The organism is Streptomyces monashensis, assembly GCF_001866665.1.
Lineage (GTDB): Bacteria > Actinomycetota > Actinomycetes > Streptomycetales > Streptomycetaceae > Streptomyces > Streptomyces monashensis.
This window is the reverse complement of record NZ_MLYO01000037.1, coordinates 65,658-81,278: the sequence shown is the minus strand read 5'-3', so window position 1 is coordinate 81,278 and position 15,621 is coordinate 65,658. Positions and strand designations below refer to the sequence as shown.

The window sequence follows — 15,621 nt, the reverse complement described above, 5'->3', positions numbered from 1 at the left end:
CCCCAATCCCCCCTATCCCTCCATCCCCCCCATCCCCGTCATCCCCCAACTGTCCGCGCTCCCGCAGACCTTCGTACCCCAAGGAGTCGATCCACCATGGCGAGCGATGCGCCGACCGCCCATGCATCCGACCTCGACTGGCTGCTGAGCGGCCTCGTGCAGCGCGTACCGCACACCACCAGCGCGGTGCTCCTGTCCTGCGACGGGCTGGTGAAGTCCGTGCACGGCCTCGACATCGACAGCGCCGACCACATGGCCGCCCTGGCCTCCGGCCTGTACTCGCTGGGCCGCAGTGCGGGCGTCCGGTTCGGTGACGGCGGCGACGTCCGACAGGTCGTCGTCGAACTCGACTCGAGCCTGCTGTTCGTCACCACCGCCGGCTCCGGCACCTGTCTCGCCGTGCTCGCCGGGCGCGAGGCCGACGCCGCCGTGCTCGGCTACGAGATGGCGATGCTCGTCAAGAGCGTCCGCCCCTACCTGGTGACCGCGCCCCGCCAGCACCCCGTCGACTCCGCGGCGACGAGGCCTTGAGCGTGGCCGCAGCCGGCGACGGGCCCTGGCTGGACGACGCGGCCGGACGGCTCGTGCGCCCGTTCACGGTCAGCAACGGACGCACCGAGCCCAGCGTCGCCCTGGACCTGATGTCGCAGGTGATGGCCACCGGCGTCGCCCCGCTCGGCTATCTCGGCCCCGAGCACGCCCAGGCCCTGGACCTGTGCCGCGGGCCCGTCTCGGTCGCCGAGGTCGCAGCCCAGCTGAAACTGCCCGCGGTGGTCACCAAGGTGCTGCTCTCCGACCTCGTCGACTGCGGGGCGCTGACCACCAAGCCCCCCGTCTTCCACCACACACCCACTGACCGGTCTCTGCTGGAGGCAGTGCTCGATGGACTACGACGACAGCTCTGACCCGTTCCCGACCGCGCTGAAGATCCTCGTCGCGGGCGGGTTCGGGGTCGGCAAGACGACCTTCGTGGGCGCGGTCAGCGAGATCGCACCGCTCAGTACGGAGGAGCTGCTCACCACGGTCAGCGTCGGAACGGACAGTCTCGACGGCATCGAGAACAAGATGGAGACCACGGTCGCCATGGACTTCGGCCGGATCACCCTCGATCCGGACCATGTGCTGTACCTGTTCGGCACGCCCGGACAGGAGCGGTTCTGGTTCATGTGGGACGAGCTGTCGGAGGGCGCGCTCGGCGCGGTCATCCTCGCCGACACCCGGCGCCTGGAGGACTGCTTCGCGGCCGTGGACTTCTTCGAGGAGCGCGGGCTCGGCTTCATCGTCGCCATCAACGAGTTCGACGGCGGCTACCGCTACGACCCCGATGAGGTCCGCGCCGCCATCGACCTCGACCCGGAGATCCCCGTCGTCCGCTGCGACGCGCGCATCTCCAGTTCCGGCGTGCAGACCCTGCTCACCCTCGTCCGCCACCTCCTGGCCCATGCCCCGGCGACCGCGCCGAGCCATGGCGCCCATCGGTGATCCCGCCCTCTCGCCCACGGAGTTCCCGTATGACGTACACCCGCAGCGCCGAAGCCCCGCCCGGAGCACGGTCGCGCGCCGGCACCGCGGCGCGGCGAGGGCCGGACGTACGGACCGGAGCCCGGCCATGAGCTACGAGCCGCCCCGGCCGGTCCGGGGTCTGCTGCTCACCCCCGAGGACAGGGAGGCCCCCGCCCGGGTGCACCGGCTGCGCCGGCTCGGCCTGGCGGACCGCCCCGACCCGGCGCTGGACTCCTTCGCGGACCATCTCGCCCGGCTCACCGGCGCGCCGTACGCCATGGTCAACTTCATCGGCGAGGAGCACCAGTTCTTCGCCGGCCTGAGCGCCCCCGCCGTCGCGCCGGTCGTCCGCGAGGACGGCAGCAGCGCCGAGCTCGGCCGGGTCCTGCCCCGCGACCACGGCTTCTGCCCCCATGTGGTGGTCCGCCACAAGGCGCTGGTCCTGGAGGACGTCCGCGACTACCCGCGCTTCGCCGGCAACCCGGTCGTCGACGCCTACGGCATCCGCTCCTACCTCGGCGCCCCGCTCATCGACAGCTCCGGCATGACGCTCGGCACCGTGTGCGCGGCCGACGTCGAGCCCCGGGTGTGGGGCAGGGCGGGCCTCGAGGGCATCAAGGCGCTCGCCGCCGACCTCGTGGTACGCCTCGAACGCAGCGCCGAGGACGGGTTACCGCTCTGAGTCCGCCGATCCGTACCGGGGCGCGGGAAACTCAGGAGGCGTGAAGGAAAGCTGAGGCGGCGGTTAAGAAAAGCTCGATGGACCCGCGGCCGCGCATACGGCAGATTGCAGGGTGATTCCACCCCTCTGACCCGGTGCGGGCGCCTTCGGCATGCCCGCGGGCCGGGATCTCACGCACAGGAGCCGCATTCGTGAAGGCGCTGGTCAAGCAGAAGGCGGAGCCGGGACTCTGGCTGACGGACGTCCCGGAGCCCGAGATCGGCCCCGGTGACGTACTGATCAAGGTCATGCGGACCGGTATCTGCGGCACCGACCTGCACATCCGGGCCTGGGACGGCTGGGCGCAGCAGGCGATCAGCACCCCGCTCACGATCGGGCACGAGTTCGTCGGTCAGGTCGTCGAGACCGGCCGGGACGTGACCGACATCCGCATAGGGGACCGGGTCAGCGGCGAGGGCCATCTGGTGTGCGGCAAGTGCCGCAACTGCCTGGCCGGGCGCCGCCACCTCTGCCGGGCCACCGTCGGCCTCGGGGTCGGCCGCGACGGCGCGTTCGCCGAGTACGTCGCCCTGCCCGCGACCAACGTGTGGGTGCACCGCGTCCCCGTCGACCTCGACGTCGCCGCGATCTTCGACCCGTTCGGCAACGCCGTGCACACCGCGCTGTCCTTCCCGCTGGTCGGCGAGGACGTCCTGATCACCGGTGCCGGACCCATCGGCCTGATGGCCGCCGCCGTCGCCCGGCACGCCGGCGCCCGCAACGTCGTCGTCACCGACGTCAGCGAGGAGCGCCTGGAGCTGGCCCGCAAGATAGGGGCCAGCCTCGCCCTGAACGTCGCCACGTCCACCATCGCCGACGGCCAGCGCGAGCTGGGCCTGCGCGAGGGCTTCGACATCGGCCTGGAGATGTCCGGCCGCCCCGAGGCCATGCGGGACATGATCGCCAACATGACGCACGGCGGCCGGATCGCGATGCTCGGCCTGCCCGCGCAGGAGTTCCCGGTCGACTGGTCGCGGATCGTCACCTCGATGATCACCATCAAGGGCATCTACGGCCGCGAGATGTTCGAGACCTGGTACGCGATGTCGGTGCTGCTGGAGGGCGGCCTGGACCTCGCCCCCGTGATCACCGGCCGGTACGGCTACCGCGACTTCGAGGCGGCCTTCGCCGACGCCGCGAGCGGCAAGGGCGGCAAGGTCATCCTCGACTGGACCGCCTGAGCAACCCCCGTTCCGCGCACGCACTTTCAGGAGCTTCCCCATGTTCGACACCGTCCGCGACGACCTGCGCGCCACCCTCGACGAGATCCGCGCCGCCGGTCTGCACAAGCCCGAGCGCGTCATCGGCACCCCGCAGTCCGCGACCGTCGGCGTCACCGCCGGCGGCCGCCCCGGTGAGGTCCTCAACTTCTGTGCCAACAACTACCTCGGCCTCGCCGACCACCCCGAGGTGATCGCCGCCGCCCACGAGGCCCTGGACCGCTGGGGCTACGGCATGGCCTCGGTCCGCTTCATCTGCGGCACCCAGGAGGTGCACAAGGAGCTGGAGGCGCGCCTGTCCTCCTTCCTCGGCCAGGAGGACACGATCCTGTACTCCTCCTGCTTCGACGCCAACGGCGGCGTCTTCGAGACGCTGCTCGGCGAGGAGGACGCGGTCATCTCCGACGCCCTCAACCACGCCTCCATCATCGACGGCATCCGCCTGTCCAAGGCCCGCCGCTTCCGCTACGCCAACCGCGACCTCGCCGACCTGGAGGCGAAGCTCAAGGAGGCCACCGAGGGCGGCGCCCGCCGGAAGCTGATCGTCACCGACGGCGTCTTCTCCATGGACGGCTATGTGGCGCCCCTGCGCGAGATCTGCGACCTCGCCGACCGCCACGACGCGATGGTCATGGTCGACGACTCGCACGCCGTCGGCTTCGTCGGCCCCACCGGCCGCGGCACCCCCGAACTGCACGGCGTCATGGACCGCGTCGACATCGTCACCGGCACCCTCGGCAAGGCCCTCGGCGGCGCCTCCGGCGGCTACGTCGCCGCCCGCGCCGAGATCGTCGCCCTGCTGCGCCAGCGCTCCCGCCCCTACCTGTTCTCCAACACCCTCGCCCCGGTGATCGCCGCCGCCTCCCTGAAGGTCCTCGACCTGCTGGAGTCGGCGGACGACCTGCGCGTCCGGCTGACCGGGAACACCGCGCTGTTCCGCCGCCGGATGACCGAGGAGGGCTTCGACATCCTCCCCGGCGACCACGCCATCGCCCCCGTGATGATCGGCGACGCGTCCGAGGCGGGCCGCATGGCCGAGCTGCTGCTGGAGCGCGGCGTGTACGTGATCGGCTTCTCGTACCCGGTCGTCCCGCAGGGCCAGGCCCGCATCCGCGTCCAGCTGTCCGCCGCGCACTCCACGGACGACGTCAACCGCGCGGTGGACGCGTTCCTCGCGGCGCGCGCGGCACTGGGGGCCTGAGCAGCTCGGACGCCTTGCGATAATTGAGGGCATGATCGAGGCACGGCGGCTCCACATCCTCCGTGCGGTGGCCGACCACCGCACGGTCACGGCGGCGGCCGCCGCGCTCTACCTCACCCCGTCCGCCGTCTCCCAGCAGCTGACGGCCCTGGAGCAGGAGACCGGCCACCGGCTGGTCGAGCGCGGCGCGAAGGGCGTCCGGCTCACCCCGGCCGGCGAGATCCTGCTCGGCCACACCAACGCGGTCCTCGCCCAGCTGGAGCGGGCCGAGGCGGAGCTGGCGGCATACGGCTCGGGCGAGGCGGGCACGGTCACCGTGGCCGCCTTCGCGACCGGCATCGCCCAGGTCGTGGCCCCGGCCGTGGCCCGGCTCGCGGACACGGCGCCCGGCATACGCATCCGCGTCCAGGACGCGGAGGGCGACGCGAGCCTGCCGATGGTGCTGGACCGGCAGGTCGACGTGGCGGTCGCGGTGGAGTACCGGGGCGCCCCGCCGGCCGACGATCCCCGGCTCACCCATGTGCCGCTCTATGCCGAGCCGTTCGACGCCGTCGTCCCGGTCGGCCACCGCCTCGCGGACAGCGCCGAGGTCCCCCTCGCCGACCTGGCCAAGGACGCCTGGATCGGCCCGTACCCCGGCAATCCCTGTCACGAGGTGGTCGTCCTCGCCTGCGAGAGCGCCGGTTTCGAGCCTCGGCTGGAGCACTCCTCCGACGACTTCCGCGCCGTCGTCGCCCTGGCCTCGGCCGGCGCGGGCGTGGCCCTCGTACCGCGCTCGGCGCTGAACGGGATGGACCTGACCCGGGTGATCGTCCGCCCCGTCGACGGCGTGGCCCCGACCCGCCGCGTCTTCGCCGCCGTACGGCGCGGAGCCGAGGGGCACCCGCTGATCCGCCCGGTGCTGGAGGCACTGGGACGGGCGGCACAGGAGGCGTGAGGCTTCCGTAACGCGATCGTCTCACATTCGGGATAGCGTCCCGGATATGAGAAATGCCCCGGAGGATCCCCTCGACACCGGACTCGACACCCGCCTCGGCGCCCGGCTGGCCGAGCTGCGGGCCCAACACGGCTGGTCCCTGGGCGAGTTGGCCGAGCGCAGCGGGGTGAGCCGGTCGACCCTGTCGCGTGCCGAACGCGCCGAGACCAGCCCCACCGCCGCCCTGCTGAACCGCCTCTGCCACGCCTACGGCCGCACCATGTCCCAGCTGCTCAGCGAGGTCGAGCCGGCCCCGGCCCCGCTGGTGCGGGCCGCCGACCAGCGGCTCTGGGCGGACCACGGCTCGGGCTTCGTACGGCGCTCCGTCTCCCCGCCGCACCCCGGCCTGCGCGGCGAACTCGTCGAGGGCCGGCTCGCGCCCGGCGCCGACATCGCCTACGACCGCCCGCCCGTGACCGGCCTGGAACAGCATCTGTGGGTGCTGGACGGCGCCCTGGAGGTGACCGTCGGGGACCGGGCCCACCACCTGGACACCGGAGACTGCCTGCGGATGCGCGTGGCCGGCCCGACCCGGTTCCGCTGCGGCGGACCGGGCGGTACGCGGTACGCGCTGGTGGTGGTGCGGCCGTGAGGGTGGAGCGCTGGGACGGCGGCCGGATACGGGAGCGGGCGGGGGAGTTGGCGGAGCTGCTGGCCGACACCGTGGCCGGCGGCGCCTCGGTCGGCTTCCCCGGCCCGCTCGGACACGCGGAGGCCGTCGCCTGGTGGCGGGAGCGGGCGGCCGCGACGGCGGAGGGCCGGCTCGCCGTGTGGGCGGCCCTGGACGGCACCGGCCGGGTCGCCGGGACCGTGAGCCTCGCCCACCCCGACAAGCCGAACAGCCGCCACCGCGCGGAACTGGTGAAGCTGATGGTGCACCGCTCCGCGCGCGGGCGGGGCCTCGGCCGCCGCCTCCTCACCACCGCCGAGGAAGCCGCCGCCGCGGCCGGCATCACCCTGCTGCACCTCGACACCGAGACCGACAGCCCGGCCGAGCGGCTCTACCGCTCGGCCGGGTGGACCCGGGCCGGCGTCATCCCCGACTACGCGCTGAGCCCGGCGGGCGAGCTGCGGCCGACGACCCTGTATTTCAAGCGGCTCGATGTCCGGCGGCCCGGAGGGTGACTGTCAGTGCCAGGGGCTACGGTGCGTTGCATGCCGGACGCTGAAGACGTACGCCGTATCGCCCTCTCCCTGCCGGAGACCACCGAGAAGATCGCCTGGAGCATGCCCACCTTCCGGGTGGCCGGGAAGATGTTCGCGACCCTGCCCGAGGAGGAGACGTCCATCGCCGTGCGCTGCCCCAAGGAGGAGCGCGACGAACTGGTCCTGGCCGAGCCCGAGAAGTTCTGGGTCGCCGACCACGAGGCCCAGTTCGCCTGGGTGAGAGCGAGACTCGGGGCGCTGGAGGACGAGGACGAGCTGCGCGACATCCTCGCCGACTCCTGGCGCCAGGCCGCCCCGCCCCGACTCCTCGACGCCCACCCCGAGTTGGGCCGCCCGTCCGCGGAGTGAGAATTCCCGGTGCGCGCGGGCCCGGCGTGGCATGATCCCGCGCGGCGCGGGCGTCCCGGCGGCCCGGCCGGACCGGCAGGGGAGGGGCATCCGCGATGACGGGCACGGACGCGCGACACGACCGCACCACCGAGGAAACGCACGGGACACGGCGCTCCGAAGGCGGCGCCGTGGCCGTCTGGTCACGGGACTTCGCCCTGTTCTTCGCGGCCCGGGCCGTCGCCCGCCTCGGCGACACCATGCTGCCCGTGGCCCTCGCCGCCGGCCTGCTGGAGCACGGGTACGGCGCGGGCGCGGTGGGCCTCGCGATGGCCTCGACGGCGGCCGCGTTCGCCGGACTCGTCGTCTTCGGCGGGGTCTTCGCCGACCGCTTCAGCACCCGCCGGCTGATGATCGGCGCCGACCTCGTCCGGCTCTGCACCCAGTCCCTCGCCGCGAGCCTGTTCTTCACCGGGAACGTGGTGCTGTGGCAGATCTGCGCCATCGGGTTCGTCAACGGCGTCGCGGGAGCCGTCTTCCAGCCGGGCGTGGCCAGTACGGTGCCCCGGCTGGCCGCCGACATCCAGGGCGCGAACGGCGCGATCCGCGTCGCCGAGTCAGCCGCCCAGCTCGCCGGCCCGGCCGTCGCCGGTCTCCTGGTCGGCCTCGCCTCTCCCGGTGGAGTCTTCGCGGCGCACGCCGCCACCTACGCGTCCAGCGCCCTGTGCCTGCTGCTGCTCCGGCTGCCCCCGCCGCCCGCGGGCGCCCGCGCGGCGGCCGGCCGCGCCCGGCGCGCCTTCCGGGCCGATCTGGCCCAGGGCTGGCGGGAGTTCAGGTCCCGCACCTGGCTGTGGGGTGTGATCGCCGTCTGGTGCCTGTACATGATCGCGGCCTACGGCCCCACGGTCCCGCTGGTGGCCACCGAGGTCGTCGGGCACCACGGCCCGCGCGCCTACGGCCTGGTCAACTCGGCCCTCGGCGCGGGCACCGTCGTCGGCGGCGTCCTCGCCCTGCGGCTGCGTCCGCGCCGCATGCTCCGCGCGGGCGCGCTCGCGCTGTTCGCCTTCTTCGTCTTCCCGGCGGCCGTCGGCGCGGGCCTCGGCGTACCGGCGACGGCGGCCGGCGCGGCCGTCGCCGGTGCCGGGATGTCCTTCTGGAGCGTGATGTGGGCGACCACCGTGCAGACCCAGGTCCCCGCCGACGTCCTCAACCGCATCCACGCCTACGACGTCGCCGGCTCCCTCGCCATGATGCCGGTCGGCCAGGCCCTCGCCGGCCCGGCGGCCGGGACGTTCGGCGCCGACCACGTCCTGCTGGCCTCCGCCGCGACCAGCCTGGCGGTGGCCACGGCCCTGCTGGCGATCCCGCCGATTCGCGGCCTGCTCCGGGCGGAGGCGAACACCCCCGCGCGCTGACACCCCCTGTGTCACCACCGCGCCGCGGGTCACACCCCGGCGGCCACCCGCCCCTGCGCCCTCACGAACGCGCCGATCCGCCCCCGCAGGCTCCGCGCGTCCAGCCCGTGCGCGGCCACGTGCTCCTCGACCGTCCCGTAGCGGCGCAGCTCCCGGCGTCCCACGCCCAGGCCCAGCACCCGGTGCGGCACGTCGGACAGGGCCTCGCTCACCGCGGCCGTCGAGGTGCCGGCCAGATACGGCTCGACCAGGACGACGTCGGTGCCCGCCGCCTGCGTGGCCCGACGCAGGCCCGCCGTGTCGAGGGGCCGTACGGTCGTCGCGTACAGCACGGTCACGTCCAGCCCCTCCGTGGCGGCGAGCACGGTGTCCAGCATCGGCCCGACCGCGACGACCACCCCGGCGCGACCTTCGCGGACCGTGACGAGGCGCCGTCCGTCGATCACCCGCCCGCGCCGGTTGGACTGGACGGAGAGCCGCACGTAGACCTTGTCGTCGCCCGCGGCCACCGCGTGGTGCAGCAGGGTCTCCGCCTCGTCCGGATGCCCGGGCACATGGACGGTCCAGCCGTCCAGGGTGTCGAGCAGCGCCACGTCCCCGGGGGACATGTGCGTGTAGCCACCCGCCGGCCAGTCGAACGAGGCCGCCGCGCTGACCAGCACCGCCCCCGCCTCCTGGTGCCCCAGATCCAGTTTGACCTGCTCGAACGGCCGCTCCACGAGGAAGCTCGCGAAGGTGTGCACGACGGGGCGCAGCCCGGTCAGCGCCAGCCCGGCCGCCGCCCCGACCAGCAGCTGCTCCCGGATGCCGACGTTGATCACCCGGTCGGGATGCCGGGCCATCGCCTCGCGGAAGCCGTCCTTGCCGATCTCGGCGAGGACGACCGCGACGCGCGGGTCCTCGTCCAGCATCCGGGAGACGACGGGAGCGAAACGTTCACGCATGGTGTCCATGACAGAGAGCCCTTCAAGACGGTGGGGGAGGGAGTTTCAGGCGGTCTTCGGCTCGACCCGGGCCACGACCACGTGCGGCCGTCCGGGATGCGGCGCCGTGAAGGCGTCGTACAGGGCCTCGTGGTCGCGCCCGTCGACGGTCACCGCGGACCAGCCCGCGGCCTCGAACCGGGCGGCGATCCCGCCGGGCCGCGCATGGCTGGCGGAGGAGTTGTCGACCACGATCGTGTGCAGCCGCTCCAGACCGGCGGGCCCCGCGAAGGCGATCGCCTCGTGGTTGCTGCCCTCGTCCAGCTCGGCGTCCCCGATCAGCACCCAGACCGCCGGGTCGCGCAGCCCCTGCGCCCGCAGTCCCAGGGCGGTGCCCACGGCGATGGGCAGCCCGTGCCCGAGCGACCCGCTGGCGATCTCGGCCCCCGGCACCAGGACCCGGTCGGGGTGATGGCCGAGCGGGGAGTCGTACGCCCCGAACCCGGGCAGCCAGTCGACCGGCACGAACCCCTTCGCGGCCAGCACCGCGTAGTACGCCATCGGCCCGTGCCCCTTGCTCAGCAGGAACCGGTCCCGGGCCGGATCGTCCCGCCGCCGCGGAGTCACCCTCAGCACCCGGTCGTAGAGCACCCAGAGCACGTCGAGCGTGGAGGTGGCCGCCGGTCCGTGTTTCTCGTCGCCGGTCATCAGGCCCATCAGCCCGGGGAGATCGTCGTAGCCGTGGGTCCGGCCGTGGTCCGCTGTGATCGTCATGCCGTCGATCGTGCAACCTCAACCGAACTTGAGGTCAACAGCGAAAAGCGGGGCGCGACGAGCGATCCGAGTGCGGTATTGTTTCCCTGCACGTTTCGACCGGGGAAACCCCAGGTCAAACGGCACCGGGACGTGGCGCAGCTTGGTAGCGCACTTGACTGGGGGTCAAGGGGTCGCAGGTTCAAATCCTGTCGTCCCGACTTGCACAGCATGCAAGTCAGGGGCCGTGTCAGAGAGATCTGGCACGGCCCCTTTCTGCTGGGCGCCGGTCATCGGGTTCCCGGCCGGTGGTGGAACCGGCCGGGAAGCAGAACCGGCGTCGTGTCGGGGATGTTCTGGACGGCCGCTGTCAGGCGGCGGGCGCGGTGTCCCGTCGGGTCAGCGCGAGGAAGACCACGAAGCCGACGATCGCCACCGTCCAGGACAGCGTCACCGGACCGAGGCCCCAGTCCAGGCCGCCGCGCTTGCCCGGCAGGGCCATCCAGTCCGCGAGCGAGGCGCCGAGCGGGCGGGTGATGACGTACGCCGTCCAGAACGCGGTCACCGCGCCCAGGAGGCCGCCGCGGTGGGCGATGGCCGGGACGCAGATCGCCACGGCGAACAGGACGGCCGAGCCCAGGTAGCCGAGGCCGATGGTGGCGGTGAGGTCGCCCGCGGCGGTGCCCAGCGCGAACGTGGCGAGGACGGCGGCCCAGTAGAACAACTCCCGGCGGCGCGTACGGATGGAGTGGATGGACAGGGTGCGCTCGCTCGCGTACCAGAGCGCGAACACGGTCGCGAGGGCGACGAGGAAGAGCGGGGTGGACAGGGTGTACGGGACGCCGATGACCACGTGGAGCGCGTCGGCGGCCATCGTGCCGAACACGCTGACCATGACGATCGCCGTCCAGTAGATCCAGGCCACGTACCGGCGGACGGAGAACTGGAGCACGAGCGAGGCGACGAAGGCCAGACCGCCGAGGCCGACCGCGGGGATATTGCCCAGCGTGTGGGCCAGGAAGTCGGAGGCGGTCTCGCCCATGCCGGTGGTGAGGACCTTGATGATCCAGAAGTAGACGGTGACCTCCGGCACCTTGTTCGCGCTCTCGCGTATGCGCGCGCGTACGTGACCCCGCGGCGGGTCCTGGAGGACGTGCTCTGTGCTCATGGCTCGCACCTTCGCATGTTCAACTGTGCGTTCCCCAGCCCCCTTTGCCATTGTTTTGGGGCTTCTGGTGCAGCTGTTGCCACAGGTGCTCACGAACCTGAACGCGACCTGAACGCCTGCCGGTGATCCCTGGCGGCCGGCAGGCTGCTCCTGGCACCCTGCTCAGATCGCCACTCCCGCATGGGCGAGCGCCTGCTTCAGCAGCATCGCGTGTCCGCCCGGCATCTCGCCCTGCACGGCCGCGGAGGCGGCCTCCTGCGGGGTGAACCAGACCAGGTCCAGCGCGTCCTGGCGGGGTCGGCAGTCGCCGGTGACCGGGACGATGTAGGCGAGCGAGACCGCGTGCTGGCGCGGGTCGTGGTACGGCGTGATGCCCGCCGTCGGAAAGTACTCGGCGACGGTGAAGGGCTGCAGCGAGGTCGGGATGCGGGGGAGCGCGACCGGGCCGAGGTCCTTCTCCAGATGGCGCAGCAGGGCGTCGCGGACCCGCTCGTGGTGCAGGACGCGGCCGGAGACCAGGGTCCGGCTGACCGTCCCGTCCGGGCCGATGCGCAGCAGCAGTCCGATGCTGGTGACCTCGCCGCTGTCGTCCACGCGCACGGGCACGGCCTCGACGTACAGGATCGGCATGTGGGCCCTGGCCATTTCCAGCTCGTCCGAGGTGAGCCAGCCGGGCGTGGTTTCGGTCATGTCTGACATTGCTTGATCATACTTTCCGGGCGGGGCGCTCGCTGGGGTCGCGGGCCGGTTCGGGTGCGGGCTGTCCGTAGAGGCGGCGGGCGTTGTCGGCGCCCGTCCAGGCGGCGACGCGCAGGGCGTCGGGCAGGCTCAACTCGTCGGCGTCGACGCGTTCCTGGAGGAGATCGGCGAGCCCCCGGCGGAAGCAGAGGGCGCCGAGATGGTGGAATTCGGCCACGCCGTACGCGTCGGAGCTGTACAGCAGCTTCCGGAACGGGGTGATCTCCAGCGCCTCCTCCAGCACCGCCCGGCAGCGGGCCGGGCCGGTGTGGTGCAGGGCGAGGCCGACGTCCAGGTACACCTGCTCGAACACCGCGGCCAGATAGGCGGCTTGGCGGTGGTACGGCCAGCAGTGCAGCAGCAGGACCGGGATCGTGCCGGAGGTCAGGCGCAGCCAGTCGGTGAGCAGGGCCGGATCGGCGTGGTGCAGCCGCAGGTCGGCGTCGCCGAAGCCGGTGTGCAGCTGGAGGGGGAGGCCGAGGTCCACGGCGGTCCACAGCAGGTGCCGGACCAGCACAGGGTCGCTCAGCCGCCCGCCGACCGCCAGCCAGGCCCCCGCGGCCCGCGTCACCTCCCGGGCCGGCGGGCGGACCGGGTCCAGGGCGAAGCCCGTGCGGTAGGCGGCCACCGACTTCACCGCCACCACGCCCGGCCCGCGCACCGCCTCCTCGGCCGCCGCCCGGAACACCTCGGCGTACTCCTGCGCCGCGACGCCCCGCGCGGCCACCGCCTCCGCCACCTGCTCCAGCCGTACGACCTCCCGCGCCGACGCGCCGCCGGCCGCGGCGAGTTCGGCGGGGGAGGTGAGCGGGTGGGTGGTGTAGCCGGTGTCCACGAAGAAGGCCGCGGCCCCGGCGGCGGTCAGGAAGCGGCGGTTGACCTCCCGCCAGCCCAGCTCCGTACGGCGGGCCGTGTAGTCGTCCGGCGGCGCGTGCCGGGGGAGGTCCAGCAGGGGCGCGCAGTGCCGGCGCACGGCCACGCCCGCGGGCGTGTCGAAGGGCGACATGCCGGGCCAGGCCGCGCCCTCGGTGAGGAGCGCGGCGAACTCCCCCGGCGCGAGGTCGGCCGTCACGGCGCCGTGGCAGTGGTGGTCCACCAGCGCGAGGCCGGCCAGGGCCTCGTGGACCGGTCCCGGTGCGGCGGCCACGGTCAGTACACCCAGCGGTAGGCGGCCGCCACCTGTGCGTCGTCCAGGCCTTCGACCGCCGCCGCCTCGCCGAGCCGTACGGCGCTCACCGCGTCCGCGAGCACCGGCCCCAGCGCGGACCGCAGCACCGCGTCGGCGCGGAACTCCCGCACGGAATCCGGCAGGGAGCGCGGCAGCCGGTGCACGCCGAGCGCCGCCGCCTCGTCCGGGCCGTAGCGGGCCGGGTCGCCGGTGATCTCCCCGGGCAGCGTGCGGGCCCCGGCCAGGCCGTCCAGGCCCGCGGCGATGACGCAGCCGAGCGCCAGATAGGGGTTGGCGGCCAGGTCCACCGGCTTGACCTCCAGATTGGCGTCCTGCTCGCGGCGGCCCGCCGTACCGGTGACCACCCGCAGCGCCGCCTCCCGGGTCTCCCGGCCCCACGCGGTGAACACCCCCGCCCACTGGGAGGGTTTGAGCCGCAGGTGACTGGCCGGGCTCGGGGCGGTGACCGCCGTCAGGGCGGGCAGCCGGGCCAGGATCCCGGCCGCGAAGGACTCCGCCTCGGGCGTCATGCCGTAGCGCCCTTCCCCGCCCGCGTGCAGGTTCACCCCGTCGCGCCGGCAGGACAGGTGCAGATGGCCGCCGTTGCCGACCCCCTCGGCGGACACCGCCGGCGAGAAGGAGACCCGCAGGCCGTGGCGTGCGGCGACCGCGCGGATCGTCTGCCGGACCAGCACGCTGCGGTCGGCCGCCGCCACCGGGTCCAGCGCGCCCACCGAGACCTCGAACTGGCCGGGGGCGTACTCGGGATGGAGCTGGTCGACCGGGACGTCCTGCGCCTCGAACGCGGCGAGCAGGTCGGCGGTGTAGTCGCTCAGCTCCACCTGCCGGATCGCGCCGTACGCCGGACCGGAGACCGCCGGGACGAACTCCCCGGCGGGCGCCGAGTCCAGGCCGAGCGACCACTCGACCTCGATCGCCGCCCGGAACGTCAGGCCGTGCCGCTCGGCCGCGTCGGTCACGGTCCGGCGCAGGAAGGTCCGGGCACAGCCGGGGTGCCGGGCGCCCTCCTGGGTGATCCGGTCCACCGGCGCCCACGCCCAGCCGGGCTGCCCGGCCAGCACCACCAGCCGGTCGAGGTCGGGGTAGAGCCGCAGGTCGCCGTCGGGGGAGCCGAGGACGTCGGTGGTGACGACGGAGTCGTCCGCGAGGAAGGTGTCGAACACCGGGGACATGCCGACACCCCAGGACACGGCCGCCGCCAGCCGGGCCGTGGGCACGGTCTTGATCCGGCAGACGCCCGCGGTGTCGACGTACGCGAGGACGATCCCGCGCACGTCCCGCGCGGCCAGGCCGGCGGTGAGCGCGGCGACCCGGCGCAGATCCTCGGGGCGCCCGCCGGGCACGGGATCGGCAAGGGTGGTCATACGTCCTCCTCGGCTGTGTCCTCGTCGGGCACGTCCCGGACGCGTCCTCGTCGGCCGCGTCCGCCTGCGCGCGACCGCGGGGCGCCGGTCCCGGGCCGGCGTCAGCGTTTCACGGCCACCGCGCCGAACTGCGGCACCGGCGCCACGACGGCCGGGTCGGCGCGCCACTGCGAGCAGGGCACCAGGCCCGGCTCGACCGGCTCCAGGCCCTCGAGGAACGCGGCGATCTCCGTGCGGCTGCGGGCGGTGATCGGCGGCGTGGCGTGGGCGTTCCAGAACTCCATCGCCGCGCGGTTGCCCTCGCCGCCCACGTCGCCGTCGTAGGTCGGATGGGTGAGGACCAGGGCGCTGCCCGACGGCAGCGCCGCCACCAGCCGCCGCACGATGTCGCGGGCCTCGCCGGTGTCCAGGACGAAGTTCAGGATGCCCAGCATCATCAGTGCGACCGGTCGGGTCAGGTCCAGCGTGTCGGCGGCGCGCCGCACGATGGCGTCCGGGTCGCGCACGTCGGCGTCGATGTAGTCCGTGACGCCCTCGGGCGCGCTGGTGAGCAGCGAGCGGGCGTGCACCAGCACGATCGGGTCGTTGTCGACGTACACGATCCGGGACTCGGGCGCGATGCGCTGCGCGATCTCGTGGGTGTTCTCCACGGTCGGCAGGCCCGTGCCGATGTCCAGGAACTGCCGGATCCCGCGCTCCGCGGCCAGGAACGTCACCGCCCGCGCCAGGAACTCCCGGTCCGCGCGAGCCACCTCGCGGATCACCGGGAACATCCCCGCGACCTGCTCACCGACCTGCTGGTCGACCTCGTAGTTGTCCTTGCCGCCGATCCAGTAGTTCCACACCCGGGCGTTGTGCGCCACGGAGGTGTTCAGTCTCGCCGGTCCGGCCGTAGCGGAGCCCTCGGTCACGTCGCCGCCCTTCTCGCACGGTTGCCCGCCGTCATTGTGCCGCCC

At 73.5% G+C, this 15,621-nt stretch carries 18 protein-coding genes and 1 tRNA gene; 12 read left to right on the top strand and 7 right to left on the bottom strand.

Going from position 1 to position 15,621, the window contains the following annotated elements; genetic code table 11:
* Positions 1-96 precede the first annotated feature (96 nt).
* The 11 genes from BIV23_RS23895 to BIV23_RS23845 all read left to right on the top strand — a co-directional run bounded on the left by BIV23_RS23895 (position 97) and on the right by BIV23_RS23845 (position 8,530).
* Positions 97-531 (top strand): roadblock/LC7 domain-containing protein, encoded by a 435-nt coding sequence (locus tag BIV23_RS23895; protein ID WP_071382987.1) that lies wholly within the window; start codon positions 97-99, stop codon positions 529-531.
* A 2-nt stretch (positions 532-533) separates the two neighbouring features.
* A complete protein-coding gene (locus BIV23_RS23890; RefSeq protein WP_071376732.1) occupies positions 534-905 on the top strand; it encodes a DUF742 domain-containing protein in 372 nt (123 codons plus the stop codon).
* Positions 883-1,482, top strand: coding sequence for a GTP-binding protein (locus BIV23_RS23885; RefSeq protein ID WP_071382986.1), 600 nt, complete (start codon positions 883-885; stop codon positions 1,480-1,482). Before BIV23_RS23890 ends, BIV23_RS23885 begins: the two co-directional genes overlap by 23 nt.
* Before the next feature lie 127 nt (positions 1,483-1,609).
* Positions 1,610-2,185: a GAF domain-containing protein gene (locus tag BIV23_RS23880; protein ID WP_071382985.1), complete on the top strand. Its 576-nt coding sequence runs from the start codon at positions 1,610-1,612 to the stop codon at positions 2,183-2,185.
* Between the two features lie 191 nt (positions 2,186-2,376).
* On the top strand, positions 2,377-3,405 hold the full coding sequence (gene tdh, locus BIV23_RS23875; protein WP_071382984.1) for an L-threonine 3-dehydrogenase: 1,029 nt from the start codon (positions 2,377-2,379) through the stop codon (positions 3,403-3,405).
* A 40-nt stretch (positions 3,406-3,445) separates the two neighbouring features.
* Positions 3,446-4,645, top strand: coding sequence for a glycine C-acetyltransferase (locus BIV23_RS23870; protein WP_071382983.1), 1,200 nt, complete (start codon positions 3,446-3,448; stop codon positions 4,643-4,645).
* 31 nt (positions 4,646-4,676) lie between these two features.
* The gene (locus BIV23_RS23865) at positions 4,677-5,582 is read left to right on the top strand and encodes a LysR family transcriptional regulator (RefSeq protein ID WP_071382982.1); all 906 of its coding nucleotides are present in this window, start codon (positions 4,677-4,679) and stop codon (positions 5,580-5,582) included.
* A gap of 46 nt (positions 5,583-5,628) precedes the next feature.
* Positions 5,629-6,213 carry a helix-turn-helix domain-containing protein gene (locus tag BIV23_RS23860; protein WP_071382981.1) on the top strand — a complete coding sequence of 195 codons (585 nt, stop codon included), beginning with the start codon at positions 5,629-5,631 and terminating at the stop codon, positions 6,211-6,213.
* Positions 6,210-6,746, top strand: coding sequence for a GNAT family N-acetyltransferase (locus BIV23_RS23855; protein WP_425443518.1), 537 nt, complete (start codon positions 6,210-6,212; stop codon positions 6,744-6,746). The genes BIV23_RS23860 and BIV23_RS23855 overlap by 4 nt, the downstream gene beginning before the upstream one ends.
* 30 nt (positions 6,747-6,776) lie before the next feature.
* The gene (locus BIV23_RS23850; protein WP_071382979.1) at positions 6,777-7,136 is read left to right on the top strand and encodes an MmcQ/YjbR family DNA-binding protein; all 360 of its coding nucleotides are present in this window, start codon (positions 6,777-6,779) and stop codon (positions 7,134-7,136) included.
* 95 nt (positions 7,137-7,231) lie between these two features.
* On the top strand, positions 7,232-8,530 hold the full coding sequence (locus tag BIV23_RS23845) for an MFS transporter (protein WP_071382978.1): 1,299 nt from the start codon (positions 7,232-7,234) through the stop codon (positions 8,528-8,530).
* 29 nt (positions 8,531-8,559) lie between these two features.
* Here the strand turns inward: BIV23_RS23845 and BIV23_RS23840 are convergent, their stop codons facing one another.
* The gene (locus BIV23_RS23840; protein ID WP_071382977.1) at positions 8,560-9,483 is read right to left on the bottom strand and encodes a transketolase family protein; all 924 of its coding nucleotides are present in this window, start codon (positions 9,481-9,483) and stop codon (positions 8,560-8,562) included.
* A gap of 36 nt (positions 9,484-9,519) precedes the next feature.
* Positions 9,520-10,227, bottom strand: a complete 708-nt coding sequence (locus BIV23_RS23835; protein ID WP_071382976.1) for a transketolase — start codon at positions 10,225-10,227, stop codon at positions 9,520-9,522.
* A gap of 126 nt (positions 10,228-10,353) precedes the next feature.
* Between BIV23_RS23835 and BIV23_RS23830 the strand changes: the two genes are divergently transcribed.
* Positions 10,354-10,427, top strand: a tRNA-Pro gene (locus BIV23_RS23830).
* Between the two features lie 149 nt (positions 10,428-10,576).
* Here BIV23_RS23830 and BIV23_RS23825 read toward each other — a convergent pair.
* The 5 genes from BIV23_RS23825 to BIV23_RS23805 all read right to left on the bottom strand — a co-directional run bounded on the left by BIV23_RS23825 (position 10,577) and on the right by BIV23_RS23805 (position 15,576).
* Entirely contained in the window at positions 10,577-11,374 is a 798-nt protein-coding gene (locus BIV23_RS23825) for a COG4705 family protein (protein WP_071382975.1), read from the bottom strand.
* A gap of 162 nt (positions 11,375-11,536) precedes the next feature.
* Positions 11,537-12,064, bottom strand: a complete 528-nt coding sequence (locus BIV23_RS23820; protein WP_071382974.1) for an NUDIX hydrolase family protein — start codon at positions 12,062-12,064, stop codon at positions 11,537-11,539.
* A gap of 16 nt (positions 12,065-12,080) precedes the next feature.
* Positions 12,081-13,259, bottom strand: a complete 1,179-nt coding sequence (locus BIV23_RS23815; RefSeq protein WP_071382973.1) for an amidohydrolase family protein — start codon at positions 13,257-13,259, stop codon at positions 12,081-12,083.
* Positions 13,260-13,261: 2 nt separating this feature from the next.
* A complete protein-coding gene (locus BIV23_RS23810; RefSeq protein ID WP_071382972.1) occupies positions 13,262-14,665 on the bottom strand; it encodes a type I glutamate--ammonia ligase in 1,404 nt (467 codons plus the stop codon).
* Between the two features lie 101 nt (positions 14,666-14,766).
* The gene (locus tag BIV23_RS23805; protein WP_071382993.1) at positions 14,767-15,576 is read right to left on the bottom strand and encodes an SAM-dependent methyltransferase; all 810 of its coding nucleotides are present in this window, start codon (positions 15,574-15,576) and stop codon (positions 14,767-14,769) included.
* Positions 15,577-15,621 lie beyond the last annotated feature (45 nt).

What these genes read in the sequence shown, in the direction of transcription:
- BIV23_RS23895 (WP_071382987.1), top strand. Translation starts at nt 97, where the DNA reads ATGGCGAGCGATGCGCCGACCGCCCATGCATCCGACCTCGACTGGCTG.
- BIV23_RS23885 (WP_071382986.1), top strand. Translation starts at nt 883, where the DNA reads ATGGACTACGACGACAGCTCTGACCCGTTCCCGACCGCGCTGAAGATC.
- BIV23_RS23880 (WP_071382985.1), top strand. Translation starts at nt 1,610, where the DNA reads ATGAGCTACGAGCCGCCCCGGCCGGTCCGGGGTCTGCTGCTCACCCCC.
- BIV23_RS23870 (WP_071382983.1), top strand. Translation starts at nt 3,446, where the DNA reads ATGTTCGACACCGTCCGCGACGACCTGCGCGCCACCCTCGACGAGATC.
- BIV23_RS23865 (WP_071382982.1), top strand. Translation starts at nt 4,677, where the DNA reads ATGATCGAGGCACGGCGGCTCCACATCCTCCGTGCGGTGGCCGACCAC.
- BIV23_RS23860 (WP_071382981.1), top strand. Translation starts at nt 5,629, where the DNA reads ATGAGAAATGCCCCGGAGGATCCCCTCGACACCGGACTCGACACCCGC.
- BIV23_RS23850 (WP_071382979.1), top strand. Translation starts at nt 6,777, where the DNA reads ATGCCGGACGCTGAAGACGTACGCCGTATCGCCCTCTCCCTGCCGGAG.
- BIV23_RS23845 (WP_071382978.1), top strand. Translation starts at nt 7,232, where the DNA reads ATGACGGGCACGGACGCGCGACACGACCGCACCACCGAGGAAACGCAC.
- BIV23_RS23840 (WP_071382977.1), bottom strand. Translation starts at nt 9,483, where the DNA reads ATGGACACCATGCGTGAACGTTTCGCTCCCGTCGTCTCCCGGATGCTG.
- BIV23_RS23835 (WP_071382976.1), bottom strand. Translation starts at nt 10,227, where the DNA reads ATGACGATCACAGCGGACCACGGCCGGACCCACGGCTACGACGATCTC.
- BIV23_RS23825 (WP_071382975.1), bottom strand. Translation starts at nt 11,374, where the DNA reads ATGAGCACAGAGCACGTCCTCCAGGACCCGCCGCGGGGTCACGTACGC.
- BIV23_RS23820 (WP_071382974.1), bottom strand. Translation starts at nt 12,064, where the DNA reads ATGACCGAAACCACGCCCGGCTGGCTCACCTCGGACGAGCTGGAAATG.
- BIV23_RS23810 (WP_071382972.1), bottom strand. Translation starts at nt 14,665, where the DNA reads ATGACCACCCTTGCCGATCCCGTGCCCGGCGGGCGCCCCGAGGATCTG.